This window comes from Cupriavidus sp. C1SS-2L, from assembly GCF_057073735.1.
The window spans coordinates 3,123,329-3,149,188 of the sequence record NZ_CP172708.1 but is presented as its reverse complement, the minus strand read 5'-3'; the positions used below and the strand labels follow the sequence as shown (position 1 = coordinate 3,149,188).

The following is a 25,860-nucleotide window of genomic DNA, read 5'->3' as shown; positions in this document are numbered from 1 at the left end:
GACGTCGCGGGCTTTTGTTTGATGGCAGGTCGGCCAGTCGATCAGGACTGTGACGGCACGTGGCCGTGCGGGGTTAGCCGGTCGATCAGCTCGGGCAGGCCTTCGCTCAACTGCGCGGCCACGTCTTCTTGCGACATGCCCGTGGAGGTCGCCAGCGAGTCGAGGGCGCCGGTGTTGCCCAGCGCATCGCTCAGGGCAGAAGGCGTGACCGGCTGGTTGGCGCCGGAGCCGATCCATGAATCCACCTGCTCGCCAAGACCCGCCTGCGCGAGCACATCGCGTAGCGCGCCGATGCCGCCGGCCGCGGCGCCGAGCGCCTGGCTGTTCGCCGGCGCGCCACCTTGTCCACCCAGCAAGCCGCCGATCAGCGAACCAAGGTCCAGGCCGCCGCCGGGGGTAGCGCCCGAACCGCCGGTCAGGCCCCCCAGCAAGCCGCCCAGGCTGCCCAGTCCACCGAGTCCATCGTCCGTGGTGGCTTGAGCCGGATCCCCTGAGGCACCGCTCTTGTGGCGCATTGCCATCATTGCCAGCAGACCCAACGCCATCATCAGCTTCGGGTTCAGGCCGCCTTCGGCGCCTTCACCTTCCCCCTGGCGCGCGCCGCCGAGTTGCCCGAGCACCCCGCCCAGCACGCTATCGAGTAATCCCATGGTCGACTCCTTTGTGATGAAGGATGGCGTGCGCCGCCATCAGAATCCGCCCAGCAAGGCGTTCAGCGTTGCCAGGCAGGCAAGCCCGGCAGTTTCGGTGCGCAGGATGCGCGGGCCGAGTGACACGGCGGTGAAGCCCGCGTGCAGGGCGGCATCTTCCTCTTCCGGCGCCAGGCCGCCTTCTGGCCCAATCAGCAGCGTGACGCCGCCAGCCAGCAGGCTTACCCTGTTCGCCGCGGCATAGGCCGGCAGCGACTGGTCGGCACGTGGCGACACCAAGAGCCGGTTGCCTTCGCCTGCGGCACGCAGCCACGTATCCAAGTTAGTTACCGGCGCGACGGCCGGCAAGCGATTGCGGCCGCATTGCTCGCAGGCAGCTTCTACGAGCGCCTGCCAGTGGGCCTGGCGCTTCTGCGCGCGGTCGCCGCTGAGCCGTACGACCGAACGCGCGGCCTGCAGCGGCTGGATGGCAGTCACGCCCAGTTCGACGGCCTTTTCGATCAGCCAGTCCATCTTGTCGCCGCCGGCCAGGCCCTGGGCAAGCATGACACGGAATGGTGGTTCCGTTTCCGTGTTGTCTCGCTCACCCACGCGCGCGAGTGCGTGGCGCTTGCCCAAATCAAGCAGCGTGGCGGCATGGCTGCCGCCACGGCCATCGAACAGCGTGATGGCGTCGCCCGGCGCCAGGCGCAGCACCTGCACATGGCGAACGACGGCTTCGGGGAGGTCGAAATCGGTACCGGCGGCAAGCGCCGCGTCGGCGCTGCCGACAAAGAAACGCGGTGGCATCAGCTGGTCTTGTCTTCCTGTTTGCCCGCTACGGGTTTGCCGAAACCCCAGCGGTAGCCGTCCGGGTCTTCGACCATGCAGTAGCGGTCGCCCCAGAACTGGTCGGCGGGCTCCATCAGGCTGACCGCGCCGGCCGCCACGGCTTGCGCATGCATGGCGTCGACGTCGTCGCAATAGACGTAGAACGTTTGCGGGCACTCCACGCCAAGCGAGCGCGGTGTGCGCGCCGTGCTGCCCCAGGCGCCCTCGGGCGCGAACATGACGATCAGCTCGCCCTGATAGGACATTTCGGCATGCGTGGGCACGCCGTTCTCGTCGACCACGTGGCCCGCCGCGAAGCCGAAGGCGCGCTGGTAGAAGTCCAGGGCGGTGCGCCCGTTGCTGACGGTCAGGTAGGGCGTGAGCCTCGGGGTGTTGGCCGGTCTCGTCATGGTCGTCTCCTGTCGGGGAAACCTCGCGTTCCTTAATGGATGCGGGAGCGCGGTGCGAGTGTGCATCTTACGCGTGCGCGCCGGTGCTGTCGAAGTCCTCGCCCCGCGCTCCAAAGTGCATCAACGGCAATCTGCGATCGCTGCCGGGCAAGTGCCTGTGCGATTACCGGCCCCTGTCCGGTCCGTCCGACGGCAGCGTTGCAGCCGGATTTACCCTTAGCTTCTGCTAAAATTGCTGTTTTCCTGCCGCCAGGCCCAGCGCCCTTACGCCCGCATGTCCGCCCTTGCTCATCCCGCCACAAGTCCCTTTGCTTCCCAGCCTGCCAAGCTGATGGCCGATGCCATTCGCGTGCTTGCCATGGACGCCGTCCAGCAAGCCAATTCCGGCCATCCTGGCGCGCCGATGGGCATGGCCGATATCGCAGTGGCGCTGTGGGGCCGCCACCTGAAGCACAACCCGGCCAATCCGCACTGGGCGGACCGCGACCGCTTCGTGCTGTCGAACGGCCACGGCTCGATGCTGATCTACGCGCTGCTGCACCTGACCGGCTATGACCTGCCGATCGAGGAGCTGAAGAACTTCCGCCAGCTTCACAGCAAGACCGCCGGTCACCCGGAATACGGCATCACCCCTGGCGTGGAAACGACCACCGGCCCGCTGGGCCAGGGCATCACCAATGCCGTCGGCATGGCGCTGGCCGAACGCCTGCTCGGTGAAGAATTCAACCGCCCGGGCTTCAACATTGTCAATCACTACACCTACGTGTTCCTCGGCGACGGCTGCCTGATGGAAGGCATCAGCCACGAGGCTTGCTCGCTGGCCGGCACGCTGAAGCTGAACAAGCTGATCGCACTGTGGGATGACAACGGCATCTCGATCGATGGCGACGTGGTGCACTGGTTCAACGACGACACGCCCAAGCGCTTCGAAGCCTACGGCTGGAACGTGATCCGCGGCATCGACGGCCACGACGTGACCGCTGTCGACCTGGCGATTTCGCAGGCCAAGGCCAGCGACAAGCCGACCCTGATCTGCTGCCGCACCAAGATCGGCAAGGGCGCGCCCAACAAGGAAGGCGGTCACGACGTGCACGGCGCCCCGCTTGGCGGCGCCGAAGTGCTGGCCACGCGCGAAGCGCTTGGCTGGGCCCACGCCCCGTTCGAAGTGCCGGCGGATGTCTACGACGCCTGGGATGCCAAGGCCACCGGCCTCGCCCTGGAAAAGGCCTGGAACGCGCTGTTCGAAGGCTACGCCGACCGCCACCCGTATGAAGCCGGTGAATTCCAGCGCCGCATGCGCGGCGAGCTGCCAGGCAGCTTCGACGCCGCCGTCGACGCCTTCATCGCCAAGTGCGAAGAAAAGGCCGAGACCATCGCTACCCGCAAGGCGAGCCAGAACACCATCGAGGCCTTCGGCCCGGTGCTGCCCGAATTCCTCGGCGGCTCGGCCGACCTGACCGGCTCGAACCTGACCAACTGGTCGGGCAGCCAGGCCGTGCGTGTGGATGCCTGGGGCAACCACATCAACTATGGTGTGCGCGAGTTCGGCATGAGCGCCATCCTGAACGGTATTACGCTGCACGGTGGCTACATCCCCTACGGCGCCACGTTCCTGACCTTCTCGGACTACAGCCGCAACGCGCTGCGCATGGCGGCGCTGATGAAAATCCGCTCGCTGTTCGTGTTCACCCATGACTCGATCGGCCTGGGCGAAGACGGCCCGACGCACCAGTCGATCGAACACGTCGCCAGCCTGCGCCTGATCCCGAACATGGACGTCTGGCGTACCGCCGACACCACTGAGACCGCCGTGGCCTGGGCCGAGGCGATCCGCCGCGAAAACGGCCCGAGCTGCCTGATCTTCAGCCGCCAGAACCTGCCGTTCCAGCAGCGTGACGACGCGACCCGCGCCAATATCGCGCGCGGCGGCTACGTGCTGCGCGACGGCACGAACGCGAACACCGGCCGTCCCGACGCCGTGATCCTGGCCACCGGCTCCGAAGTGGGCCTGGCCGTCGGCGCTGCCGACCAGCTGGCCGCCGAAGGCGTGCACGTGCGCGTGGTATCGATTCCGGCCACGACTGTGTTCGACAAGCAGGACAGCGCCTACAAGGCGAGCGTCCTGCCGGCCGGCGTGCCCCGCGTGGCCGTGGAAGCCGGTGTGACGGATTTCTGGTGGAAATACCAGGTCCAGGCTGTTGTGGGCATTGACACCTTCGGCGAGTCGGCGCCGGCCGGCGTGCTGTTCAAGCACTTCGGCTTCACCGTCGAGAACGTCGTGCGGACCGTCAAGGACACGCTGCAATAAGAGTCGCGGCGGACAACCCGGCGCCCCAGTTTTCTAGCATCAGGCATTTCAGGAGATAGACATGACCATCAAGATCGGCATCAACGGCTTCGGCCGCATCGGGCGCATGGTATTCCGTGCAGCCGCCGCCAACTTCAAGGACATCGAAGTCGTTGCCATCAACGACCTGCTCGAGCCCGACTACCTCGCGTACATGCTGAAGTACGACTCGGTGCACGGCCGTTTCGACGGTGAAGTGTCGGTCGACGGCAACACGCTGGTCGTCAACGGCAAGAAGATCCGCCTGACCGCCGTCAAGGATCCGGCCGAGCTGAAGTGGGGCGAAGTCGGCGCCGACGTGGTGATCGAGTCGACCGGCATCTTCCTGACCAAGGAAGGCGCGCAGAAGCACATCGACGCGGGCGCCAAGAAGGTGATCATGTCGGCACCGTCGAAGGACGACACCCCGATGTTCGTGTACGGCGTGAACCACGAAACGTACAAGGGCGAAGCGATCATCTCGAACGCTTCGTGCACCACGAACTGCCTGGCACCGGTTGCCAAGGTGCTGAACGACAAGTGGGGCATCAAGCGCGGCCTGATGACCACCGTGCACGCTGCCACCGCCACGCAGAAGACCGTCGACGGCCCGTCCAACAAGGACTGGCGCGGCGGCCGCGGCATCCTGGAAAACATCATCCCGTCGTCGACGGGCGCCGCCAAGGCCGTGGGCGTGGTGATTCCGCAGCTGAACAAGAAGCTGACCGGCATGTCGTTCCGCGTGCCGACTTCGGACGTGTCCGTGGTCGACCTGACCGTCGAACTGGAAAAGTCGGCGTCGTACGAAGAAATCTGCGCCGAGATGAAGGCCCAGAGCCAGGGCGCGCTGAAGGGCGTGCTGGGCTACACCGAAGACAAGGTTGTTGCCACGGACTTCCGCGGCGATGCACGCACCTCGATTTTCGACGCTGAAGCCGGCATCGCGCTGGACGGCACCTTTATCAAGGTCGTGAGCTGGTACGACAACGAGTGGGGCTACTCGAACAAGTGCCTGGAAATGGCACGCGTGGTGGCCAAGTAATCCGGCTGCCTGTCGCGAAAAAACGCGCCTTCGGGCGCGTTTTTCTTTGGGCGGGCGTCAAGCTACGCGTCAACCGGCGGGCCGTGCTGCGAGCGGCCGTGCGTCCACGGCGGCACCATCCACAAGGAAATGGCCGCCGGCGACGTGGTGGATCGTGCGCAGGGCGTCGTGTCCTTCGAAATGCCACCGACCGTTGCTGAATACGCGCGCATCGGCATGGGCCGCCACCACTTCGCCGAGGAACAGGTCGTAGGTTTGCTGGATCGGCGGTTCGGGCAGCAGCCGGCATTCCAGCCAAGCGGCGCAGCCAGCCAGCAGCGGGGCGCCGACGACGTCGCCGGCGAACGTTTCCAGGCCGAAGGTTTCGAACTTGTCCGTGCTTTGCTGCTCGGCGAGCGATTGCCCGGAACTGGATCCGAGCGCTTCGGTCAGGTCGACCTGGCTCACGGTCGGCACCTGGAGCACAAATTCGCCGCTCTGCTCCAGCAGCTGGCGTGTCCAGGTGCTCTTGTCCAGCACCACCGCGACCTTGGGCGGCGAGAAATCCAGCGGCATCGCCCATGCGGCCGCCATGATGTTGCGGTGCCCGCCGGCGGCTGCGCTGACCAGCACGGTCGGCCCGTGGTTCAGCAACCGGTAGGCTTTCACGAGTTCAACCGCTTGGCGGTGTGATGGCATAGGCGCAAAAATGGGATCGGGGGAAACCCGACTATACGCCGACCTTCATGTGATTGCTGTCCGACGGCGGGAGCCCTTTTTCACGAAATGGACCTGAAGTTCATCATACAGTCGCGAAAAATGCAGACCATTGCCCGGAGTGAAATGCTGAATCTGCTTTCCGATGGCGTTTTTTCCACTTACACTAATAACGAGCCGTTGATATCTGATGTGCAGCCAGTGCAAGTCGCGGGGCCATCTAAGATCGGAATAAATCGGAACAGGGCCTGATCATGGTGAACGTGGACACCAAGCTTCTTGTGATTTTCACCGAACTGCTGAGCAAGCGGAACGCGACCTATGTCGCGGAGAAAATGCACATGACGGCCCCGGCCGTGTCGCATTCGCTTGGCCGGCTGCGCGAGATCTTCGACGATCCGCTTTTCATCCGTGTGCCGCACGGGCTGACCCCGACGCCCCGCGCGCTCGAACTTGGCCCCAAGATCCGCGACATGCTGGACCTGTGGTCGTCGATCAATGAAGGCGATGCCGACAATTTCGATCCGGCGATCGCCACGGGCACGCTGAGCATCGGCTTTGCCGCGGAACTGGGCGACACGGTGTTCAACCGTTTCGTGCTGCGCATCAAGCAGCTGGCACCGGAACTGCATATCAAGCTGGTCGAATCCCATTCGTGGGAAACCGATGTGGCTTCGATGCGCGCGAACGAACTCGACCTGGCTTTTTCGCCGTTCCCGACGCGGCATCCGGAAATCGTCGAGGAGATGGTGACGTCGCTGAGCCTGTGGGTGTGCGCACGCAAGAACCATCCGCTGCTGAAAGGCCAGTGCACGCTGGAGCAATACCTCGACTGTGGCCATATCTTCATGGCGCATTCGGGCGGCGCGGGCCGGCCGGCTCCGTCGCTGATCCCGCTCGACTACGCATTGCAGCAGCGAGGGCTCAAGCGCAACGCGACGCTGACCGTCCATTCGTGGCGTGCGCAGGCCGAGCTGGCCGCGCAGACCGACATGATCTTCACGGTCAACGCACTGACCAAGGACATGGCCTGCGAGACCTACGGCCTCAAGGCGTTTCCGCTGCCGGCCGAGCTCAACACCACAGTCGGTCTGAACATGTTCTGGCACCGCAGCCGCAATACGCACCCGATGCTGGTGTGGGCGCGCGGCCTGTTCCGACAGGTAGTGGGCGAATTCGTCGGCATGCCGGCCGCACGGCAGCTGCGTATGGTTGCCGAGCAGGACGTCGAAACCCCCTGATCGCAGCCTCAGGCTCATTCGGACCCAAGAAAAAACCGGCGCACAGGCGCCGGTTTTTTCTTGCTGCCATCCCGCCGCGCACGAGCGGTGGCCGGCTTATCGTTTTGGTCTGTGGGGACAATCAGTTTTGGTGCAGTTGCCGTACAGCGACAACGCATGTTCCTGCAGCGCAAAGCCGCGTTCGCGCGCGATGCTTTGCTGGCGTTGCTCGATCTCGCCGTCGAAGAACTCCTCCACGCGGCCGCAATCGAGGCATACCAAGTGGTCGTGGTGTTTGCCTTCGTTGAGCTCGAAAATGGCCTTGCCGGATTCGAAATTGTTGCGCGACAGAAGGCCCGCCTGCTCGAACTGGGTGAGCACACGGTAAACGGTCGCCAGGCCGATATCCATATGCTCGTTGAGCAGGATTCGGTAGACGTCTTCAGCGCTCAGGTGGCGCTGTTCACTGGTCTGAAAAATCTCAAGAATTTTCAGCCGCGGCACGGTCGCCTTTAGGCCGATATTCTTGAGCTCCGCCGGACTCGGCATGGGCGTGACTCCCTAGAGTACAATGTCTGGATAGTTGAATCATAAGGGTTTTGGCGACAAAAGTCGCCCGGTGCCAGGGCCAGCAAAGGCGGCTTCAGCCCGCCGGACGCCGTGGCAGCCCAGACAGCCGCCGCGCGGCGGAAATGTCCCTGTCGGCACTTTCCTTTCCCTCTGGAAGCGAGATACATGCGTTCATTCCGTTCGTTTGCCATGCGTCCGACGCTGGTGATTTCCCTGCTGGCTGCGGCGCTTCTGGCCGGTGCCTGCTCGACCTACGACTCCACTTCGCGCAAGCTCACAAACGCCATTACGCCGTATCGGATCAATATCGTGCAGGGCAACTTCGTCTCGCGTGAGGCGGCTTCGCAACTGCACGAGGGCATGACCCGCGACCAGGTCAAATTCCTGCTCGGTACGCCACTGCTGACCGACGTCTTCCATGCCGATCGCTGGGACTACGTGTTCTCATTCCGCCGTGGCAATGCAGCGATTGTCCAGCAGCGCCGCTTTACCGTTTACTTTGACGGCGACAAGCTGGTGAAGTTTGGCGGTGACGAACTGCCGTCCGAATACGAGCTGATTGCCGAAATCGATGGCATGAAAAAGGCACTGAAAGACCAGAAACCGGGCATCGGCGGCAGTGCCAGCAGCCAGGCAGCAACAGCGCCGGCGGCAACACCCGCTGCCCCGCAAGACGCTCCGGCGGCACCCACCGAACCGCAGGCGGTCGCTCCGGAGACTTCCGCCGCCACGCCGGCCGCCCAGCCGGCCGCCGCTACGCAGCCTGAATCCGCTCCACAGTCCAACTGAAGCGCGCTTCAGGCGCGTGAGGCAACCCGCAACGGTTGCCACCATGATTCCCGGCCGGCGCTTTGCGACCGGCCGTTTTCCGATTTCGCCAGGTAAAACACCATGAACATTGCCATTGCCGGCGCCTCCGGCCGCATGGGCCGCATGCTGATCGAACACATTCTCGCCACCGAAGGCGTCTCGCTGTCGGGCGCGCTCGACGTGCCGGGCTCGCCTGCGCTGGGTCAGGATGCCGGCTTGTTGCTGGGCCGCCAGACCGGCGTGGCGATTACGGCCGACCTCGAAGCAGGCCTGGCCGGCGCCGACTGCCTGATCGACTTCACGCGCCCCGAGGGCACGCTGGCTCACCTTGCCGTGGCCAAGCGCCTGGGCGTCAAGATGGTGATCGGCACGACGGGCTTTGACGACGCCGGCAAGGCCGCGCTGGCCGAAGCGGCAAAGTCGATTGGCATCGTGTTCGCCGCGAACATGAGCGTGGGCGTCAATGCAACCTTCAAACTGCTGGAAGTGGCGGCAAAGCTGCTTTCTACCGGCTACGACATCGAAATCATCGAAGCTCACCACCGATTCAAGGTCGATGCCCCGTCGGGCACGGCGCTGAAGATGGGCGAGGTGGTGGCAGAAGCTCTGGGTCGCGACCTCAAGACCTGTGCAGTCTATGCGCGTGAAGGTCACACGGGCGAGCGCGATCCGAACTCGATCGGCTTTGCCACCGTGCGCGGCGGCGATATCGTCGGGGACCACACCGTGATGTTCGCCGGCATCGGCGAGCGCATCGAGATCAGCCACAAGTCCTCGAGCCGGCAGTCGTATGCCGATGGCGCCGTGCGCGCGGCCCGCTTCCTGGCCGACAAGCCGAACGGCCTGTTCGACATGCAGGACGTGCTGGGCCTGAAGTAAGGCGGCACCCGGGTTGGCAAGGCCGTGACGGCCTTGCCGCACGGTTATAATCAGCTTCTTTCGCATTGCACGACAGGCGGACGCCGCACCAGCGGTTGCTCGCCATCTGCCTTCCTGTCCCCCGGATGCGGGCATGCCTGACGCCGCGCAGACCGTTGTCCTGAACGTTGTCCCGACCATGCAAGACAAATATCTTCCTTCCGCCGTTGAACAAGCCGCCCAGCAACACTGGCAGGCGATCGACGCCTACCGCGTGCCCGAGCATGCCACCGGCCCCGACGGCAAGGAAAAGCCCAAGTTCTACGCCTGCTCGATGCTGCCGTACCCGTCGGGCAAGCTGCACATGGGACACGTGCGCAACTACACGATCAACGACGTGATGGCGCGCTACTTGCGCATGAACGGCAACAACGTGCTAATGCCGATGGGCTGGGACGCCTTCGGCATGCCGGCGGAAAATGCCGCGCTGAATAACGGCGTGGCCCCGGCCGCCTGGACCTACGACAACATCGCTTACATGAAGAAGCAGATGCAGTCGATGGGCCTGGCGATCGACTGGTCGCGCGAAGTCGCGACCTGCAGCCCCGACTACTACCGCTGGAACCAGTGGCTGTTCCTGAAGATGCTGGAAAAGGGCATTGCCTACCGCAAGACCGGCACCGTCAACTGGGACCCGGTCGACCAGACCGTGCTGGCCAACGAGCAGGTCATCGACGGCCGCGGCTGGCGCTCGGGCGCGATCGTGGAAAAGCGCGAGATCCCGATGTACTACCTGCGTATCACCGATTACGCAGAGGAACTGCTCGGCGACCTCGACGGCCTGGGCTGGCCCGAGCGCGTCAAGATCATGCAGCAGAACTGGATCGGCAAGAGCGTGGGCGTGCGCTTTGCGTTCAAGCACGATATCGAGGGCGACGACGGTCAGCTGATCAATGACGGCAAGCTGTACGTGTTTACCACGCGCGCCGACACGATCATGGGCGTGACCTTCTGCGCGGTCGCCGCCGAGCACCCGCTGGCCACGCACGCCGCCGCGAACAACCCCGAACTGGCTGCCTTCATCGACGAATGCAAGCATGGTTCGGTCATGGAAGCCGACATGGCGACCATGGAGAAGAAGGGCATGCCGACAGGCTTGCAGGTCACGCATCCGCTGACCGGCGAGCAGGTCGACGTTTGGGTTGGCAACTACGTGCTGATGAGCTACGGCGACGGCGCCGTGATGGGCGTGCCCGCGCACGACGAGCGCGATTTCGCATTCGCCAACAAGTACAAGCTGCCGATCAGGCAGGTCATCGACGTCAAGGGCCAGCCGTATTCGACCGAAGCCTGGCAGGAGTGGTACGGCGACAAGGAAAACGGCGTCTGCATCGAAAGCGGCAAGTACAACGGCCTCGGTTACCTGGCCGCGGTCGAGGCGATCGCTGCCGATCTCGGCGCGATGGGCCTCGGCGAGAAGAAGATCACCTGGCGCCTGCGCGACTGGGGCATCTCGCGCCAGCGCTACTGGGGCACGCCGATCCCGCTGATCCACTGCGACAGCTGCGGCGTGGTGCCGGTGCCCGAGCAGGACCTGCCCGTGGTGCTGCCCGAGGATCTCGTGCCGGACGGCACGGGCAACCCGCTGAACAAGGACCCCCGCTTCCTGCAGTGCAGCTGCCCGTCCTGCGGCAAGCCCGCGCGCCGCGAGACCGACACGATGGATACGTTCATCGATTCGTGCTGGTACTACATGCGCTATACGTGCCCGGACGCGGCCACCATGGTCGATGCGCGCAACGATTACTGGATGCCGATGGACCAGTACATCGGCGGCATCGAGCACGCGATCCTGCACCTCCTGTACGCGCGCTTCTGGACCAAGGTCATGCGCGACCTAGGCCTGGTCAAGTTCGACGAGCCGTTCACGAACCTGCTCACGCAGGGCATGGTGCTCAACGAAACCTTCTACCGCGAAGACGCTGCCGGCAAGAAGACCTGGTACAACCCGGCCGACGTTGACGTGCAGACCGATGACCGCGGCCGTCCCGTGGGCGCCACGCTGAAGGCCGATGGCCAGCCGGTGGTGATCGGGGGCGTCGAGAAAATGTCGAAGTCGAAGAACAACGGCATCGACCCGCAGGCCCTGATCGACCAGCACGGCGCCGACACCGCGCGCCTGTTCGTGATGTTCGCCGCCCCGCCGGAACAGCAGCTCGAATGGAGTGGCTCGGGCGTGGAAGGCGCATCGCGCTTCCTGCGCCGCGTGTGGAACTATGGCTTCGCCAACGCCGCGGCCGTACGCGATGGTGCTGGCGCCGCGCCGACCGCGGATGACGCGGACCTGCGCCGAGAGATCCATGGCGTGCTCAAGCAGGCCAACTACGACTACCAGCGCATCCAGTACAACACCGTGGTGTCCGCCACGATGAAGATGCTGAACGCGCTCGAAGACGCCAAGAACGCTTCGCCGGTCGCGCGCCGCGAGTGCTTCGGCATCCTGCTGCGCGTGCTGTACCCGGTGGTGCCGCACATCACGCACGGCCTGTGGGATGCGCTGGGCTACGCCACGCAGTACGGCGACCTGCTCGACGCCCCGTGGCCGCAGGTCGATGAAGGCGCGCTGGTGCGAACCGAAATCGAAATGGTGCTGCAGATCAACGGCAAGGTGCGCGGCAGCGTGACCGTGCCGGCTGATGCCGACCGCGCCGCGATCGAGGCCGCCGCCGCTGCCAGCGAGACCGTGGCCAAGTTTGCCGAGGGCAAGGCGCCGAAGAAGATCGTGGTCGTGCCGGGCCGCCTGGTCAACGTGGTGCTGTAAGCACAGGGATCGGAACCGATAAGCGGATGAAGGAATCGCCGAGAATGGATCGACTGGACAAGGGCCGCCGCAAGCTGCTCGCCGCGATGCTGGCCACGGGCCTGCTGGCGGGCTGCGGCTTCCACATGCGCGGCAATGCTGACTTTGCGTTCAAGCGGCTCTATATCGGCATTCCGCCCAATACGCTGATGGGCGCCGACCTGCGCCGCGCGATCCGCGGCGGTTCGGACACCGTGGTCGTGGCCGACCAGAAAGAGGCCGACGCGCTGCTGGACGTGCTGCAGGACACGCGCACCAAGACCATCTTGTCGATCACAACCGAAGGCGTGGTGCGCGAATACCGCCTGACGCAGCGCTTCAGCTTCCGCCTGCGCGACGCCACGGGCAAGGAACTGATCGCGCCGTCGCAGCTGATCCTCACGCGCGACCTTACGTACAACGAAGCCAATACGCTGGCCAAGGACTACGAAGAGCAGCAGCTCTATCGCGACATGCAGCGCGATATCGTGCAGCAGCTCATGCGCCGGCTGGCCGCGGTCAAGGCCATCTGAGCGCATCGACGTCCCGCACCGGCATGCAGCTCAAGCTCGACGGACTCGACGCCCATTTGCGGCAGGCCAAGGCCAAGGGTCTCGCGCCGCTCTACGTCGTCCATGGCGACGAGCACTTGCTGGTGCTCGAAGCGGTGGACCGCCTGCGCCAGACCGCGCGCGAGGCCGGTTTCTCCGAGCGCGACGTGCTCGTGGTCGAACGCAATTTCCACTGGAGCCAGCTCGTCGAGGCGCAGCAGTCGATGTCGCTGTTCGGTGATCGCAAGATCGTCGAACTGCGCATTCCGTCCGGCAAGCCTGGCAAAGAGGGTGGCGAGGCGCTGCGCGCCGTGGCGGCTCAGCCGTCGCCCGACGTGGTGATGCTCGTCACGCTGCCGCGGCTGGATTTCGCCACGTCGAAGTCGGCGTGGTTCCAGGCGCTGGAAGGTGCGGGCGTATCGATCAAGGTCGACTCCGTGGACCGAACCCGGCTGCCGGCCTGGGTCGGCGAACGCCTGGCCCTGCAGCAGCAGCGCGTGGAAGGCGGCGAGCCCGGCCGGCGAGCGCTGCAGTTCATTGCCGACAAGGTTGAAGGCAACCTGCTGGCCGCCCACCAGGAAATTCAGAAGCTCGGCCTGTTGTACCCGACCGGCGAACTGACCTTCGACCAGGTGCACGATGCGGTGCTCAACGTGGCCCGCTACGACGTCTTCAAACTGTCTGAAGCGATGCTCGGCGGCGACGTGCCGCGGCTGGTGCGCATGCTCGAAGGGCTGCGAGGCGAGGGCGAAGCCACGGTCCTGGTGCTGTGGGCGCTGACCGAGGAAATTCGCGTATTATCCAAGGTCCGGCAAGGCATTGCGGCCGGCAAGCCCGCCGCCGTGCTGATGCGCGAACTGCGGGTCTGGGGCGCACGCGAACGGCTGGTGCCGCAGGCCGCGCAGCGGCTCACGCAGGGCAAACTCGATGCGGCGCTGGCAATGGCAGCGCGGCTGGACCGGCAAGTGAAGGGTTTGCAAGACCTGCCGCCACCGGGCAGCGCGCCGCTGCCGGCAGAGCCATGGGATGGCTTGCAGCAGCTGGCGCTGATGATTGCGCGCTGATCCTTGCACCGCGCTCCCGCTCGCGGGAACGAAGAAACATTCTCAGACGGCCGTCGTCTGTAGGCCACGAACATGACCGAGCTCGATCTCAACCAATACATGGACCGCGTCGGCCGCCAGGCACGCGCGGCATCGCGCGCGATGGCGCGCGCCTCCACTGCCGACAAGAACCGCGCGCTGCTGACCATTGCCGCGGCGATCCGCCGTGATGCCGACAAGCTCAAGGCCGTCAACGCGCGTGACGTCGAGCGTGCCCGCGCCAACGGCCAGGATGCGGCCTTCGTCGACCGCCTGACCCTGTCGGACAAGGCCATCAAGACCATGGCTGAAGGCCTTGAGCAGATCGCCGCGCTGGCCGATCCGATCGGCGAGATCTCGAACATGAAATTCCGCCCGACCGGCATCCAGGTCGGCCAGATGCGCGTGCCGCTCGGCGTGATCGGCATCATCTACGAATCGCGTCCGAACGTGACCATTGATGCAGCGGCGCTGTGTCTGAAGTCGGGCAATGCGACGATCCTGCGCGGCGGCTCGGAGGCCATCGAATCGAACACCGCGCTGGCCGCGCTCGTCGCTGAAGGCCTGGCGTCCGCCGGCCTGCCGCCCGAGGCCGTGCAAGTCGTCGAAACCACGGACCGCGCTGCGGTCGGCCGCCTGATCACGATGACCGAGTACGTCGACGTGATCGTGCCGCGTGGCGGCAAGAGCCTGATCGCGCGTCTGATGGAAGAAGCGCGCGTGCCGATGATCAAGCATCTGGACGGCATCTGCCACGTGTTCATCGACGCCGACGCGGACCTCGACAAGGCCGTGCGCGTCTGCGACAACGCCAAGACCCAGCGCTACGCGCCGTGCAACACCATGGAGACGCTCCTGGTGTCGCAGGACATCGCCGCGCGCGCGCTGCCGCCGCTGTGCCGCATCTACCAGGAAAAGGGCGTCGAGCTGCGTGTCTGCCCGGCTACGCGCGCCATGCTGGAAGCCGCGGGCTTCAGCGGGCTTGTCGATGCGCACGAAGAAGACTGGCGCCTGGAGTACCTGGCCCCGATCCTCGCCATCAAGACAGTGGCCGGACTTGACGAGGCCATCGCGCATATCAACGAATACGGCTCGCACCATACCGATTCGATCATCACCGAGAACTACTCGACCGGCATGCGCTTTATCCGCGAAGTCGATTCGGCGAGCGTGATGATCAACGCGTCGACGCGCTTTGCTGACGGCTTCGAGTACGGCCTTGGCGCGGAGATCGGCATTTCCAACGACAAGCTGCACGCACGCGGCCCGGTCGGACTGGAAGGGCTGACGTCGCTGAAGTATGTGGTGTTCGGCCACGGCGAGATCCGTACCTGAGAACGCGCCGGCGGGCGATCATGCCCGCCGCAAAGAACAACAACTGCTCCGCAAACGCTTCGCTGAATGCTCTGGGTCAAAGCGCTTCATATCGTCTTTGTCGTGTCCTGGTTTGCCGGCCTGTTCTACCTGCCGCGAATCTTCGTCAATCTGGCCATGGAGACCGAGCCCGCCAGCACGCAGCGCCTGCTGCTGATGGCGCGCAAGCTGTACCGCTTCATGACCATGCTGGCCGTGCCGGCGGTGGTGTTCGGGTTGTGGCTGTATCTCGGCTACGGCATCGGCCGCGGGCCGGGGCAGGGCTGGATGCATGCCAAGCTGGCACTGGTGCTGGTGCTGGTCGGCTATCACCATGGCTGCGGCCGGCTGCTCAAGAAGTTCGAGGCGGGCCGCAACACCCGCTCGCATACCTTCTACCGCTGGTTCAACGAACTGCCCGTACTTGTGCTGTTGGCAGTGGTGATCCTGGTGGTGGTCAAGCCGTTCTGAATCCCGGCCCGTCCGGATGTCCTCGATGAGAGCAAGATGAGCAAGCAGGTCGACTACTATCTCACGCCGCAGTCCCCCTTCGTGTACCTCGGCCATGAGCGCTTTGTCGCCATCACGGCCAGGCACGGTGCCCAGGTGAACCTGAAGCCGTGCGATCTCGGCAAGGTGTTTTCCGTCTCGGGCGGTTTGCCGCTCGCGCAGCGTCCGCCGCAGCGGCAGGCCTACCGCCTGGTCGAGCTAGCGCGCTGGAGCGAATACCTCGGGCTGCCGCTGAATCTCCATCCAACTTATTTTCCGGTGTCCGGCGATGCGGCCAGCAAGCTGATCATCGCTGCCCAGCTTGCCCACGGCACCGCGCGGGCCATGCAGCTCACCGGCGCCATCGGCGCGGCGGTGTGGGCGCAGCAGCGCAATATCGCCGACGCCGCCACGCTGGCCCAGCTTGCGGATGAAACCGGCCTGGACGGCGCCAACCTGCTCAAGGCCAGCGAAGGGAAGGCCGTGCAGGATGCCTATGCGCAAAACACGCAGGATGCGATCTCCGCGGGCGTCTTTGGGGCCCCGTGGTTTATCTACGATGGCCAGCCCTTTTGGGGCCAGGACCGGCTGGACTTCCTCGACCGCGCACTGGCGGCAGGCTGAACCGTCGGCTAGGCTAATCTGATCTCCCGTCCGCCACGGCGGACGTTTTTGTTTGCAGGAACCCGAATCCATGACCCAAGCTTTCTTTGCTCCCTGCCCGCGCGGCCTCGAGGGTGCGCTCGCCGAAGAACTGCGCGAGATTGCCGCGCGGCCCGGCATGGCGGCGCTGGCCCCGTTCGAGGTGCATCGCGAGGTGCCGGGCGGTGTCAGTTTTTCGGGCGAGATGGCCGCTGCCTACGCCGTCAACCTCCATTCGCGCATTGCCAGCCGCGTGCTGATGCGCGTGGCGGCGCGCGGCTACCGGCATGAGGACGACATCTACTCGCTGGTGCGCAACCAGCGCTGGGAGCAGTGGTTCTCGCCCGACGAGTCGATTCGAGTGGACTTGACGGCCACCAAGTCGCCGCTGCGCAGCCTCAACTTCACGGCGCTGCGCATCAAGGATGGCGTCTGCGACGGCATGCGCGACCGCGTCGGCGCGCGGCCGAGCGTCGATACGGTCAGCCCGGATGTGCGCATCTATGCCCACCTGACCGAGCACGACTGCACGCTGTATCTCGACACGACCGGCGAGCCGCTGTTCAAGCGCGGATGGCGCATGGAGAAGGGCGAGGCGCCGCTGAAGGAGAATCTCGCGGCGGGTATCCTGCGCCTGGCCGGCTGGGTGCGCGGCCAGACCAACCTGCCGTTCTACGACCCGATGTGTGGCAGCGGCACGTTCCTGATCGAAGCCGCGCAGGTGGCGCTGGATATCGCGCCGGGCGGCAGCCGCAGCTTTGCCTTCGAATGGCTCAAGGGTGCGGACACCAAGTCCTGGCAGAAGCTGAAGTCGGACGCGCAGCGCGCGCGCATGCTGGCGTCGGCGGAGGGCCTGCAGATCGCAGGCTCGGACATTTCCACCGACATGCTGGCCATGGCCCACGCTAACTGGGCGCGCGCCGGCTTGCCCGGCGAAGCGCGTACCAAGCAGGTCGATGCGCGCTTTACGCAGCCGCCGTTCGCTGAACCGGGGCTGTTGATGATGAACCCGCCGTACGGCGAACGAATCGTGGTGCGCGGCGACCGTCGTCAGCCACAGGCCGAAATGCCGCGCGACGAGGCCGAAGAGGCCGCCGCCAACCAGTTCGCCAGCGCCTTTGCGACCACCCTCAAGCAGAACTTCGCCGGCTGGCAGGCGTGGGTCTTCACGGGGGATCTGTCTATGCCGAAGCGGCTGCGCCTGAAAGAGTCGCGTCGCACGCCGCTTTACAACGGCAATATCGAATGCCGCCTGTTCCGCTTCGATATGGTGCGGGGCGGCAACCGCGGGCCGCAGCCGGGCTGAGCGGTCCAATCGGCCCGGGCCGCCCGGGCGGCCGCGGCGTCAGGGGTGCTTGCGGCCGATCAGCGCGTCGGGATTGCGCGTGAAATCGGCCAGGAAGGCCTGCTGGCTGATTACCGGCTCCTGCAGCAGGTGGCGCGGCAGGTCGAACAGCGCATAGAAGTATTCCTCACGCCCCTCGCAGCGTTCGGCCGGCAGGCAATATTGCTCCCAGTCAACGCAGGCAGGCGTGTACATGCCGTTGCCAGGCCAGAAGAAGGGGAGCAGGCGACCTTCGCGCAGGCCTTCGATCAGCGTGGCGGGCGCATCGTAGGCCTCGGCCGACTCGACCTGGCTCATCAGCCCTGCGCGGGTCTCGATCACCATTAGCGTCGCATGGCCCTGCGCGGTCAGCATGAGGATGCCGACCGGATTCGGGTACAGGTAGTATTCGACGAAGCCGTAGCGCGCGGTGATCTGGCGCACACGCTCCGTCATGGCCGGATCCGACAGGAACGAATACGAATGCCGCGTCAGCAGCTCGCGCAGCGTGCGCGACAGCGTGGCGAAGTACTGCTGCTGCATCGCGTCGATTTCCTGGCCCAGGCGCTCGACCATATTGGCTTCGTGCTTCTTCACGTAGCGGTCGATCAGGCCATGGTTGAAGCCCTGCACGGCGATGCTCTCGTCGGCGGTGCCGGTCAGCAGGATGGTCTTGCACGGCAGGTCCTGCAGGGCCTGGCAGAACTCCAGTCCGTCCATCTGCGGCATCGAATAGTCCACCACGATCACGCCCGGCTGCAGGAAGCGGTTGATGTCGTGGATCTGGCGGTGGATGCGGTCGATGTCGAGCTGCACGGTGCGCCGCTCGGTCAGGAAGGTCAGGTCGTCGTGGGTGACCCGCACCGGCAGGAAGGCGGGGAAGCGCGTGGCGTAGGCTTCACGGATCCATTGCAGCGCTTCGCGCGGGTCGGTGAAGGTGACCACCGCGCGCGAGGCGTCCATCTGGAACGCCAGGCTGTCGATGAACGACTTGCTGTCATCGACCAGGACGGTCAGGATCGGGTGATGGAAAACCGACAGGTTCCTGTCGTGCGGGTTGAATGTCATGGTGCGTTCGGGCCATGCAGCAACGCTGGGAATTCAGCGCAGGCCAGTATAACGCGCTGCCGCCCCGAAGGGCGGCAGCGTGGCGCATCAGGCACGAATTCGCGATTCGACTGTAGCGCCCGTGGTTATTCCACGGCCTTGAACATGTCCTCGACCACCTTCTTGGCGTCGCCGAACACCATCATGGTCTTGTCCATGTAGAACAGCTCGTTGTCCAGGCCCGCGTAGCCGGCCGCCATCGATCGCTTGTTCACGATGATGGTCTTGGCCTTGTACGCCTCCAGGATCGGCATGCCGGCGATCGGCGACTTCGGATCGGTCTTGGCCGACGGGTTGACCACGTCGTTGGCGCCGAGCACCAGCACCACGTCGGCCTGGCCGAACTCGCTGTTGATGTCTTCCATCTCGAAGACCATGTCGTACGGCACTTCGGCTTCGGCCAGCAGCACGTTCATGTGGCCCGGCATGCGGCCCGCTACCGGGTGGATCGCGTACTTCACCGTCACGCCCTTCTCGGTCAGCTTCTCGGTCAGCTCCTTGAGCGCATGCTGGGCCCGTGCCACCGCCAGGCCATAGCCCGGCACGATGATCACGGTCTCGGCATTGCCCATCAGGAAGGCCGCATCGTCAGCGGAGCCCGACTTCACGTTGCGCTGGGCCTGTGCCCCGGCCGCGCCGGCCGCCGCCGCCTCGCCGCCGAATCCGCCCAGGATCACGTTGAAGAACGAGCGGTTCATCGCCTTGCACATGATGTACGAGAGGATGGCACCGGACGAACCCACCAGCGAACCGGCAATGATCAGCATCGGGTTGTTCAGCGAGAAGCCGATGCCTGCCGCCGCCCAGCCCGAGTACGAGTTCAGCATCGACACCACCACCGGCATGTCGGCGCCGCCGATCGGGATGATGATCAGCACGCCGAGCACGAAGGCAATGGCCAGCATGACGAGGAACGGCAGCCACTCCTGCGTCATGAAGAACGCGATGCCGAAGCCGACCATGGCGACGGCGAGCGCCAGGTTCAGCATGTGCTGGCCCGCGAACACCACCGGCGCACCCTGGAACAGGCGGAACTTGTAGCGCCCGGCCAGCTTGCCGAAGGCGATCACCGAACCGGAGAAGGTGATGGCACCGACGAAGCAGCCGATGAACAGTTCGATGCGGTTGCCCAGCGGGATCTCATGCGAGCCCGCCGGCGCTATGCCGAAGGCCGAAGGCTCGGCCACCGCGGCCACCGCGATGAACACCGCCGCGAGACCGATCAGCGAGTGCATCGCCGCGACCAGTTCGGGCATCTTGGTCATCTCGACCTTCTTCGCCACATAGGCGCCAATGCCGCCGCCCACGACCAGCGCGCCGAAGATCAGCGCCAGGCCCGAACCCACCGAGGACTGCGCCGTGCCGGCCGCGAGGAACTCGTTCTTGAGCTTGATGATCAGCACCAGCGTAGTGACCACGGCAATGGCCATGCCGATCATGCCGAAGGCATTGCCCTTGCGGGCCGAAGCCGGGTGCGAAAGCCCCTTGAGCGCCTGGATGAAACAGACCGAGGCGATCAGGTAGAGCAGGGTGACAAGGTTCATGCTGACGAGTTCGGTCATCACGCACCCTCCTTGGCGGCCTTGGCCTTCGGCTCTTTCTTCTTGAACATCTCCAGCATCCGCTGGGTCACCAGGAAGCCGCCGAACACGTTGACGGCAGCCAGGGCCACCGCCAGTGTGCCCATGATGCGGCCCGTGGCGCCCTCGGTGAGGCCGGCGGCCAGCATGGCGCCGACGATGATGATGGCCGAGATCGCATTCGTCACGGCCATCAGCGGGGTGTGCAGCGCGGGCGTTACCGTCCAGACCACGTGGTAACCCACGTAGATCGCCAGCACAAAGATGATCAGGTTGATCACCGTGTGGTTCACCATCTCCATCGACTTCTCCTCCCTTGCATTGAATCCTGGATGCCGCTTGTGTTCTTTGTCTGGAATGCGAACGACCGGGATGGCGTCGCTGCGCTACGGCGCCTGTGCCAGCGCCGGTGCCTGCAATGCCGCCGCCGCGCCGGGGGTCGGAAACACCCGGCTCCAGTCGCGCTTCATGCTGACCACCGTCCAGCCGCGCTCGGATGCCGCGCGCAGCGACGCGCCGTCGCTTTCCGCATACGCCGATTCGCGTTCGGCATCGTCATGGTTGACCAGCAGCTGGAACGACGGTCCCTTGCGTGCCTGCGAGTACGACAGCATCGCGATATCGCCCTTGCCGCCGACATTGCCCGCCGCGAACACTGGCCGCTTGCCGATCTGCAGCGCAATGTTGACCGGCTTCATCTGCTTGTCGTTGAAGCTTTCGATCTTCGGTTCGCGCCAGATCTCGTTGTCGCGGCCGCTTTCACGGAACTGCGCGGCGACCCGTGAGCCGATGACCTGTTGCGGGGGGATGCCATAGTAGGACTGAGAGACGACGCGCATGAAGTCCGTCGTGCCGCCTGAGCAGATCCAGGTCTGGTAGCCGTGCGCGCGCAGCAGCGCCAGCAGTTCCAGCATCGGCTGGTAAGTGCCTTCGCGCAGCGGCGCCTTGGATTTCGGGTGGCGCGCGTTGGCGAAGTAGCGCCGCGCGTCGTCCTGGAAGGCATCGAGAGAGGTGTTGCCGTAGAGCTCGTTGAGCAGGCGCACGGCGCCCGCTTCCCCGGTGGATTTGAAATAGGCCGCGGGGTCGGCCAGAAATTCCTTGTAGGGCGATCGTCCGGCCAATGCCGGCTCGGCCCGCACACGCTCCTGCGCGCGGTTGATCACGAACAGCAGTTCGATCACCGGATCTTCGCGCCACAGGGTGCCGTCGTTGTCGAACACGGCGATGCGGTCTTCGGGCGCCACGAATTCGGGGCTGCCCGGCGTGGTGGTCTTGCTGACGAAATTCAGGACGGACTGCTTGGCAGCGCCGTCGCGCCAGGCGGGCAGGGGATCAAGCAGCTTTGGGCCGCTGGTGGCCGCAGCGCTTGCCATATCGGCGTTGCCGCCGCCAGATGTACTGCAGGCCGCGCACAGCGCCAGCAATCCAATGCCGGCCGCCTGGGCGAACCGCATGCCAAGGCGGGCACCCCATGGTGCCGCCTTCGCTGCGGAATCCCGACACAGGCTGGCCGTCATGCGCTTAGACCCGGGTGCCGGGAAGACTCACGCCGCCTTTCGCACGACTTCGCCGCCGTTGCACATCAGGCAGGCAGCGACGATGTCGTCTTCCAGGTTGAGCGTGAAGTTGCCGTCCTTGTCGATGACCAGCTTGAGGAAGTCCAGCACGTTGCGCGCGTACAGCGCCGAGGCGTCTGCCGCGACCATGCTGGCCAGGTTCGTATGGCCCACGAAGATCACGCCATGGCGCTCGACCACTTCGTCGGCCACGGTCAGCGGGCAGTTGCCGCCTTGCGCGGCGGCAAGGTCGACCACCACCGAGCCCGGCTTCATCTGCTGCACGGTTTCTTCCTGCAGCAGCACGGGTGCCTTGCGGCCCGGGATCAGTGCGGTGGTGATGATGATATCGGCCTGCTTGGCGCGCTCGTGGACCAGTTCGGCCTGGCGGCGCATCCAGTCAGGCGGCATCGGGCGCGCATAGCCGCCCACGCCCTGCGCAATCTCGCGCTCTTCGTCGGTGACGAACGGCACGTCGAGGAACTTGCCGCCGAGCGATTCGATCTGCTCCTTCACCGCCGGGCGCACGTCTGACGCTTCGATTACCGCACCGAGGCGCTTGGCCGTGGCGATGGCCTGCAGGCCCGCCACACCGGCGCCGAGGATCAGCACGCGCGCGGCCTTGACGGTGCCCGCGGCGGTCATCAGCATCGGCATGAAGCGCTGATAGTGGTGCGCGGCGACCAGCACGGCCTTGTAGCCGGCGATGTTTGCCTGCGAGGACAGCACGTCCATGCTCTGCGCACGCGTGGTGCGCGGCGCGGCTTCCAGCGCGAAGGCCGTGACCGATGCAGCGGCCATGCGCGCGTTGTTCTCTGCATCGAACGGGTTGAGCATGCCCACCAGTGCCGAGCCGGGCCTCATCAGCGCCAGCTCCGCGGCTTCCGGGGCGCGCACTTTCAGCACCAGGTCGGCGCCGAATGCGTCGGCCGCGGTGCCAATGGTCGCGCCAACGGCCTCATAGGCGCTGTCAGGCTGGCTGGCCCGTACACCGGCGCCCGCCTGCACCACGACCTTATGGCCTTGTGCGACGTACTTCTTGACGGTCTCCGGGGTGGCGGCGACGCGAGTCTCGCCGGCCCGCGTCTCCTGCGGGATGCCGATGTACATCGTCAATTTCTCCTTTTGCTGGCGTCATATCTGGTTGGCGAGCCGACGTCTGGCCCGTTGTTCGCTACGACTGTCAACAGCCGCAGCGCACAATTTTTCACGCAGCTTACAGGAATCTGACGTTTGTTGGTGACCGATCGGTCGGGTTTTGGCGTGGCGCCACGTGACCGCCTCGCCGCCTGTCGCCGCGCTGCACAATGCCCCCGCAACCGGTAAAATGCCGGATTGCCTAAAAAATGTGCACCATGCCCACTGACTGGAATGCCAGCGTGACGGTTGCCGCGGTCATCGAACGCGGCGGCAGGTTCCTGCTGGTGGAAGAAGAAACCCGCGACGGCCTGCGGCTGAACCAGCCAGCGGGCCATCTCGACCCGGGCGAAAGCCTGATCCGCGCCGTTATCCGCGAAACGCTGGAAGAAACCGCGCACACGTTTGAACCCCGCGCGCTGCTCGGCTGCTACATGGGCCGTGCGTTGTCGTCGCGCACCGATACGGACGTCACCTATGTGCGCTTCGCGTTCACGGGCGACCTCGGTTCGCTCGACGCGGGCCGCCAGCTCGACACCGGCATCGTGCGCACGGTGTGGATGAGCGCCGACGAAATTCGCGCCTGTCCGGAACGCCACCGCACGCCGCTGGTGCTTGCCTGCGTGGAAGACTATCTTGCCGGCAAGCGCTTTGCGCTTGACGCGCTCTACACGCACCCCTCCGTACTCGCTACCGGAGCGGCATCGTGAGCGGCAAGCGTGTCGTAGTGGGCATGTCGGGCGGCGTCGATTCGTCGGTCACCGCATGGCTGCTCAAGCAGCAGGGCTACGAAGTCATCGGCCTGTTCATGAAGAACTGGGAAGACGATGACGACAGCGAGTACTGCTCCACGCGCCAGGACTGGCTCGACGTGGTATCGGTGGCCGACCTGATCGGCGTGGATGTCGAAGCGGTGAACTTCGCGGCCGAGTACAAGGACCGCGTGTTCGCCGATTTCCTGCGCGAATATTCCGCGGGCCGCACGCCGAACCCCGACGTGCTATGCAATGCCGAGATCAAGTTCAAGGCCTTCCTCGACCACGCCATGTCGCTGGGCGCAGAGACCATCGCCACGGGCCACTATGCTCGCGTGCGGCAGAACGCGGCTGGTCGCTTCGAGTTGCTCAAGGCGCTCGACCATACCAAGGATCAAAGCTACTTCCTGCATCGGCTGAACCAGGCGCAGCTGTCGCGCACGCTGTTCCCGCTCGGCGAGATTCCGAAGACGCGCGTGCGCGAGATCGCCGCGGAAATCGGCTTGCCGAACGCGAAGAAAAAGGACTCGACCGGCATCTGCTTTATCGGCGAGCGGCCGTTCCGCGATTTCCTGAATCGCTACCTGCCGACCAAGCCGGGACCGATGAAGACGCCCGACGGCAAGGTGGTTGGCGAGCATATCGGGCTGGCGTTCTACACGCTTGGTCAGCGCAAAGGTATCGGCCTTGGCGGCAGCCGCGAGGGCTCTGGCGATGCCTGGTACGTGGCGCGCAAGGACATGGCGAGCAATACGCTCTATGTCGTGCAGGGGCACGACCATCCGTGGCTCCTCACGCCCACGCTGGTCGCCGCCGATCTTTCCTGGGTGGCGGGCGAGCCACCTTTGGCCGGCGCATCGATGGCAGCCAAGACGCGCTATCGCCAGAGCGATGCGCCATGCGTGGTCGATGCGGCCGATGGCGATATGCTGAAGCTTGCGTTTGCCGAAGCGCAATGGGCGGTCACGCCGGGCCAGTCGGCAGTGCTGTACGACGGCGATGTCTGCCTCGGCGGCGGCATCATTCAGTCAGCGCAGTAAGCCGATTGTGCCGTCAGAAGGCAGAAACGCCCGCATTTGCGGGCGTTTCTGCTTTGCGGATCGGCCTCAGGCCTTTGGCGGTTCGGTGTCGATGAACGACTGGCGCTTGGCCAGTTTCTCGTGGTACGTGGCCAGGTTCGGATGGCGCTCGCGCCAGTTGATTTCCGGGAAGCGGAAGTCCAGATAGGACAGCGCGCAGCCCACGGCCACATCGGCGAGCGAATAGTGGTTGCCGCTGCACCACTGACGATCCGCCAGGTTGTTCGACATGGCAGCCAGCGCGGCGTGGATCTTGCCGAGCTGGCGCTGCACCCAGCGCTCGCTGCGCTCGTGCGGTTCGCGCTGGGTGTTCTCCAGGCGCGCGAGCAACGCGGCATCGAGCAGGCCGTCGGCCAGCGCTTCCCAGCAGCGCACTTCGAGGCGTTCGCGGCCGCCTTGCGGAATCAGGCGGCTGACCGGGGTGAGCGTGTCCACGTATTCGACAATCACGCGCGAGTCATAGATCGAACTGCCGTCTTCCATGACCAGGCAAGGCACCTTGCCGAGCGGATTGTATTGGCTGATCACCGTATCGGCTGACCAGACGTTCTCTTCGATCAACTGGTAGTCGATCTTCTTTTCCGCCATCACTACGCGCACCTTGCGCGCGTAGGGACTGGTTTGGGACGCGAACAGCTTCATTTTCTCCCCTCGAGCTTGTTATGAAGTGCATCGACGCTCGGCGGCAAGCTGCGCAGGAGCCTCGGGGCCATGCTTGCCCGATGCACTTCATAACAGGCTAGCGGAACGGCGAGCGCGAGTATACCCGCGCTGCATGGCGAATGAGTCCTCCCGAACGGATGTCCCATGGCGGTGCTGCAGCGTTGCCCCGGTACCGGGGCATGGGTGGTAAAATCGCCCGTTGCGCGGCGCCGGCCCGTCAGCGCCGTTAGCCGCAAGACATCCGCGGTGCGGCGTATCGGCCGCTTGCCAGCTGCCCGCGGGGCCCTCCCCGCGCATGGCGCGCGCCTGCA

General features: G+C 65.1%; 25 protein-coding genes. 14 read left to right on the top strand and 11 right to left on the bottom strand.

All coding sequences use genetic code 11. The features are described 5' to 3' along the window. Positions 1–41: 41 nt before the first annotated feature. The 3 genes from ACIGJG_RS14595 to ACIGJG_RS14585 are packed head-to-tail and all read right to left on the bottom strand — an operon-like array spanning position 42 to position 1,870. Entirely contained in the window at positions 42–650 is a 609-nt protein-coding gene (locus ACIGJG_RS14595) for a YidB family protein (RefSeq protein WP_011298990.1), read from the bottom strand. 39 nt (positions 651–689) lie between these two features. Next, a complete protein-coding gene (locus tag ACIGJG_RS14590; RefSeq protein WP_011298989.1) occupies positions 690–1,439 on the bottom strand; it encodes a 16S rRNA (uracil(1498)-N(3))-methyltransferase in 750 nt (249 codons plus the stop codon). After that, positions 1,439–1,870 carry a VOC family protein gene (locus ACIGJG_RS14585; protein WP_011298988.1) on the bottom strand — a complete coding sequence of 144 codons (432 nt, stop codon included), beginning with the start codon at positions 1,868–1,870 and terminating at the stop codon, positions 1,439–1,441. The genes ACIGJG_RS14590 and ACIGJG_RS14585 overlap by 1 nt, the downstream gene beginning before the upstream one ends. Before the next feature lie 274 nt (positions 1,871–2,144). Between ACIGJG_RS14585 and tkt the strand changes: the two genes are divergently transcribed. Continuing rightward, on the top strand, positions 2,145–4,178 hold the full coding sequence (gene tkt / locus ACIGJG_RS14580; RefSeq protein WP_181184513.1) for a transketolase: 2,034 nt from the start codon (positions 2,145–2,147) through the stop codon (positions 4,176–4,178). A gap of 61 nt (positions 4,179–4,239) precedes the next feature. Next, positions 4,240–5,238: a type I glyceraldehyde-3-phosphate dehydrogenase gene (gene gap, locus ACIGJG_RS14575; protein ID WP_011298986.1), complete on the top strand. Its 999-nt coding sequence runs from the start codon at positions 4,240–4,242 to the stop codon at positions 5,236–5,238. A gap of 69 nt (positions 5,239–5,307) precedes the next feature. On the opposite strand, the gene ACIGJG_RS14570 is transcribed toward gap, so the two are convergent. Next, the gene (locus ACIGJG_RS14570) at positions 5,308–5,916 is read right to left on the bottom strand and encodes a flavin reductase family protein (protein ID WP_011298985.1); all 609 of its coding nucleotides are present in this window, start codon (positions 5,914–5,916) and stop codon (positions 5,308–5,310) included. A 272-nt stretch (positions 5,917–6,188) separates the two neighbouring features. On the opposite strand from ACIGJG_RS14570, the gene ACIGJG_RS14565 reads away from it, so the two are divergent. Next, complete coding sequence (locus ACIGJG_RS14565) at positions 6,189–7,175, top strand: LysR family transcriptional regulator (protein ID WP_140952147.1); 987 nt, start codon at positions 6,189–6,191, stop codon at positions 7,173–7,175. Positions 7,176–7,271: 96 nt separating this feature from the next. Here the strand turns inward: ACIGJG_RS14565 and fur are convergent, their stop codons facing one another. After that, complete coding sequence (gene fur / locus ACIGJG_RS14560; RefSeq protein WP_011298983.1) at positions 7,272–7,703, bottom strand: ferric iron uptake transcriptional regulator; 432 nt, start codon at positions 7,701–7,703, stop codon at positions 7,272–7,274. Between the two features lie 186 nt (positions 7,704–7,889). On the opposite strand from fur, the gene ACIGJG_RS14555 reads away from it, so the two are divergent. The 9 genes from ACIGJG_RS14555 to ACIGJG_RS14515 all read left to right on the top strand — a co-directional run bounded on the left by ACIGJG_RS14555 (position 7,890) and on the right by ACIGJG_RS14515 (position 17,654). Then, the gene (locus ACIGJG_RS14555; protein WP_483672463.1) at positions 7,890–8,513 is read left to right on the top strand and encodes an outer membrane protein assembly factor BamE; all 624 of its coding nucleotides are present in this window, start codon (positions 7,890–7,892) and stop codon (positions 8,511–8,513) included. A gap of 102 nt (positions 8,514–8,615) precedes the next feature. Beyond that, positions 8,616–9,413 carry a 4-hydroxy-tetrahydrodipicolinate reductase gene (gene dapB / locus ACIGJG_RS14550; RefSeq protein ID WP_220631026.1) on the top strand — a complete coding sequence of 266 codons (798 nt, stop codon included), beginning with the start codon at positions 8,616–8,618 and terminating at the stop codon, positions 9,411–9,413. A gap of 178 nt (positions 9,414–9,591) precedes the next feature. Then, on the top strand, positions 9,592–12,213 hold the full coding sequence (leuS, locus tag ACIGJG_RS14545; RefSeq protein ID WP_220631686.1) for a leucine--tRNA ligase: 2,622 nt from the start codon (positions 9,592–9,594) through the stop codon (positions 12,211–12,213). Between the two features lie 44 nt (positions 12,214–12,257). Then, positions 12,258–12,764 (top strand): LPS-assembly lipoprotein LptE, encoded by a 507-nt coding sequence (locus ACIGJG_RS14540; RefSeq protein WP_011298979.1) that lies wholly within the window; start codon positions 12,258–12,260, stop codon positions 12,762–12,764. A 23-nt stretch (positions 12,765–12,787) separates the two neighbouring features. Beyond that, the gene (holA, locus tag ACIGJG_RS14535; protein ID WP_220631025.1) at positions 12,788–13,846 is read left to right on the top strand and encodes a DNA polymerase III subunit delta; all 1,059 of its coding nucleotides are present in this window, start codon (positions 12,788–12,790) and stop codon (positions 13,844–13,846) included. A 72-nt stretch (positions 13,847–13,918) separates the two neighbouring features. Continuing rightward, entirely contained in the window at positions 13,919–15,199 is a 1,281-nt protein-coding gene (locus ACIGJG_RS14530; protein ID WP_011298977.1) for a glutamate-5-semialdehyde dehydrogenase, read from the top strand. 66 nt (positions 15,200–15,265) lie between these two features. Beyond that, positions 15,266–15,688 (top strand): CopD family protein, encoded by a 423-nt coding sequence (locus ACIGJG_RS14525; protein ID WP_011298976.1) that lies wholly within the window; start codon positions 15,266–15,268, stop codon positions 15,686–15,688. A gap of 36 nt (positions 15,689–15,724) precedes the next feature. Next, positions 15,725–16,330 (top strand): DsbA family protein, encoded by a 606-nt coding sequence (locus ACIGJG_RS14520; RefSeq protein WP_483672462.1) that lies wholly within the window; start codon positions 15,725–15,727, stop codon positions 16,328–16,330. A 70-nt stretch (positions 16,331–16,400) separates the two neighbouring features. Continuing rightward, on the top strand, positions 16,401–17,654 hold the full coding sequence (locus ACIGJG_RS14515) for a THUMP domain-containing class I SAM-dependent RNA methyltransferase (protein ID WP_011298974.1): 1,254 nt from the start codon (positions 16,401–16,403) through the stop codon (positions 17,652–17,654). Between the two features lie 39 nt (positions 17,655–17,693). Here the strand turns inward: ACIGJG_RS14515 and ACIGJG_RS14510 are convergent, their stop codons facing one another. The 5 genes from ACIGJG_RS14510 to ACIGJG_RS14490 all read right to left on the bottom strand — a co-directional run bounded on the left by ACIGJG_RS14510 (position 17,694) and on the right by ACIGJG_RS14490 (position 23,025). Then, complete coding sequence (locus ACIGJG_RS14510) at positions 17,694–18,740, bottom strand: response regulator (RefSeq protein ID WP_011298973.1); 1,047 nt, start codon at positions 18,738–18,740, stop codon at positions 17,694–17,696. Positions 18,741–18,865: 125 nt separating this feature from the next. After that, positions 18,866–20,341 (bottom strand): NAD(P)(+) transhydrogenase (Re/Si-specific) subunit beta, encoded by a 1,476-nt coding sequence (locus ACIGJG_RS14505; RefSeq protein WP_011298972.1) that lies wholly within the window; start codon positions 20,339–20,341, stop codon positions 18,866–18,868. Next, positions 20,341–20,661, bottom strand: a complete 321-nt coding sequence (locus ACIGJG_RS14500) for a proton-translocating transhydrogenase family protein (RefSeq protein WP_011298971.1) — start codon at positions 20,659–20,661, stop codon at positions 20,341–20,343. The genes ACIGJG_RS14505 and ACIGJG_RS14500 overlap by 1 nt, the downstream gene beginning before the upstream one ends. Before the next feature lie 84 nt (positions 20,662–20,745). After that, positions 20,746–21,813, bottom strand: a complete 1,068-nt coding sequence (locus ACIGJG_RS14495) for an HAD family hydrolase (protein WP_140953136.1) — start codon at positions 21,811–21,813, stop codon at positions 20,746–20,748. 90 nt (positions 21,814–21,903) lie between these two features. Further along, positions 21,904–23,025, bottom strand: a complete 1,122-nt coding sequence (locus ACIGJG_RS14490; protein WP_011298969.1) for a Re/Si-specific NAD(P)(+) transhydrogenase subunit alpha — start codon at positions 23,023–23,025, stop codon at positions 21,904–21,906. A 245-nt stretch (positions 23,026–23,270) separates the two neighbouring features. On the opposite strand from ACIGJG_RS14490, the gene ACIGJG_RS14485 reads away from it, so the two are divergent. Both ACIGJG_RS14485 and mnmA read left to right on the top strand, forming a co-directional pair. After that, entirely contained in the window at positions 23,271–23,762 is a 492-nt protein-coding gene (locus ACIGJG_RS14485; protein ID WP_181184546.1) for an NUDIX hydrolase, read from the top strand. Continuing rightward, complete coding sequence (gene mnmA, locus ACIGJG_RS14480; protein ID WP_011298967.1) at positions 23,759–24,847, top strand: tRNA 2-thiouridine(34) synthase MnmA; 1,089 nt, start codon at positions 23,759–23,761, stop codon at positions 24,845–24,847. The genes ACIGJG_RS14485 and mnmA overlap by 4 nt, the downstream gene beginning before the upstream one ends. A gap of 66 nt (positions 24,848–24,913) precedes the next feature. Here mnmA and ACIGJG_RS14475 read toward each other — a convergent pair whose 3' ends face one another. Beyond that, on the bottom strand, positions 24,914–25,528 hold the full coding sequence (locus ACIGJG_RS14475; RefSeq protein ID WP_011298966.1) for a glutathione S-transferase family protein: 615 nt from the start codon (positions 25,526–25,528) through the stop codon (positions 24,914–24,916). Between the last annotated feature and the right edge of the window lie 332 nt (positions 25,529–25,860).

Coding starts and splice junctions, on each gene's coding strand:
- ACIGJG_RS14595 (WP_011298990.1), bottom strand. CDS start 650: ATGGGATTACTCGATAGCGTGCTGGGCGGGGTGCTCGGGCAACTCGGC.
- ACIGJG_RS14590 (WP_011298989.1), bottom strand. CDS start 1,439: ATGCCACCGCGTTTCTTTGTCGGCAGCGCCGACGCGGCGCTTGCCGCC.
- ACIGJG_RS14585 (WP_011298988.1), bottom strand. CDS start 1,870: ATGACGAGACCGGCCAACACCCCGAGGCTCACGCCCTACCTGACCGTC.
- tkt (WP_181184513.1), top strand. CDS start 2,145: ATGTCCGCCCTTGCTCATCCCGCCACAAGTCCCTTTGCTTCCCAGCCT.
- gap (WP_011298986.1), top strand. CDS start 4,240: ATGACCATCAAGATCGGCATCAACGGCTTCGGCCGCATCGGGCGCATG.
- ACIGJG_RS14570 (WP_011298985.1), bottom strand. CDS start 5,916: ATGCCATCACACCGCCAAGCGGTTGAACTCGTGAAAGCCTACCGGTTG.
- ACIGJG_RS14565 (WP_140952147.1), top strand. CDS start 6,189: ATGGTGAACGTGGACACCAAGCTTCTTGTGATTTTCACCGAACTGCTG.
- fur (WP_011298983.1), bottom strand. CDS start 7,703: ATGCCGAGTCCGGCGGAGCTCAAGAATATCGGCCTAAAGGCGACCGTG.
- ACIGJG_RS14555 (WP_483672463.1), top strand. CDS start 7,890: ATGCGTTCATTCCGTTCGTTTGCCATGCGTCCGACGCTGGTGATTTCC.
- dapB (WP_220631026.1), top strand. CDS start 8,616: ATGAACATTGCCATTGCCGGCGCCTCCGGCCGCATGGGCCGCATGCTG.
- leuS (WP_220631686.1), top strand. CDS start 9,592: ATGCAAGACAAATATCTTCCTTCCGCCGTTGAACAAGCCGCCCAGCAA.
- ACIGJG_RS14540 (WP_011298979.1), top strand. CDS start 12,258: ATGGATCGACTGGACAAGGGCCGCCGCAAGCTGCTCGCCGCGATGCTG.
- holA (WP_220631025.1), top strand. CDS start 12,788: ATGCAGCTCAAGCTCGACGGACTCGACGCCCATTTGCGGCAGGCCAAG.
- ACIGJG_RS14530 (WP_011298977.1), top strand. CDS start 13,919: ATGACCGAGCTCGATCTCAACCAATACATGGACCGCGTCGGCCGCCAG.
- ACIGJG_RS14525 (WP_011298976.1), top strand. CDS start 15,266: ATGCTCTGGGTCAAAGCGCTTCATATCGTCTTTGTCGTGTCCTGGTTT.
- ACIGJG_RS14520 (WP_483672462.1), top strand. CDS start 15,725: ATGAGCAAGCAGGTCGACTACTATCTCACGCCGCAGTCCCCCTTCGTG.
- ACIGJG_RS14515 (WP_011298974.1), top strand. CDS start 16,401: ATGACCCAAGCTTTCTTTGCTCCCTGCCCGCGCGGCCTCGAGGGTGCG.
- ACIGJG_RS14510 (WP_011298973.1), bottom strand. CDS start 18,740: ATGACATTCAACCCGCACGACAGGAACCTGTCGGTTTTCCATCACCCG.
- ACIGJG_RS14505 (WP_011298972.1), bottom strand. CDS start 20,341: ATGACCGAACTCGTCAGCATGAACCTTGTCACCCTGCTCTACCTGATC.
- ACIGJG_RS14500 (WP_011298971.1), bottom strand. CDS start 20,661: ATGGAGATGGTGAACCACACGGTGATCAACCTGATCATCTTTGTGCTG.
- ACIGJG_RS14495 (WP_140953136.1), bottom strand. CDS start 21,813: ATGCGGTTCGCCCAGGCGGCCGGCATTGGATTGCTGGCGCTGTGCGCG.
- ACIGJG_RS14490 (WP_011298969.1), bottom strand. CDS start 23,025: ATGTACATCGGCATCCCGCAGGAGACGCGGGCCGGCGAGACTCGCGTC.
- ACIGJG_RS14485 (WP_181184546.1), top strand. CDS start 23,271: ATGCCCACTGACTGGAATGCCAGCGTGACGGTTGCCGCGGTCATCGAA.
- ACIGJG_RS14475 (WP_011298966.1), bottom strand. CDS start 25,528: ATGAAGCTGTTCGCGTCCCAAACCAGTCCCTACGCGCGCAAGGTGCGC.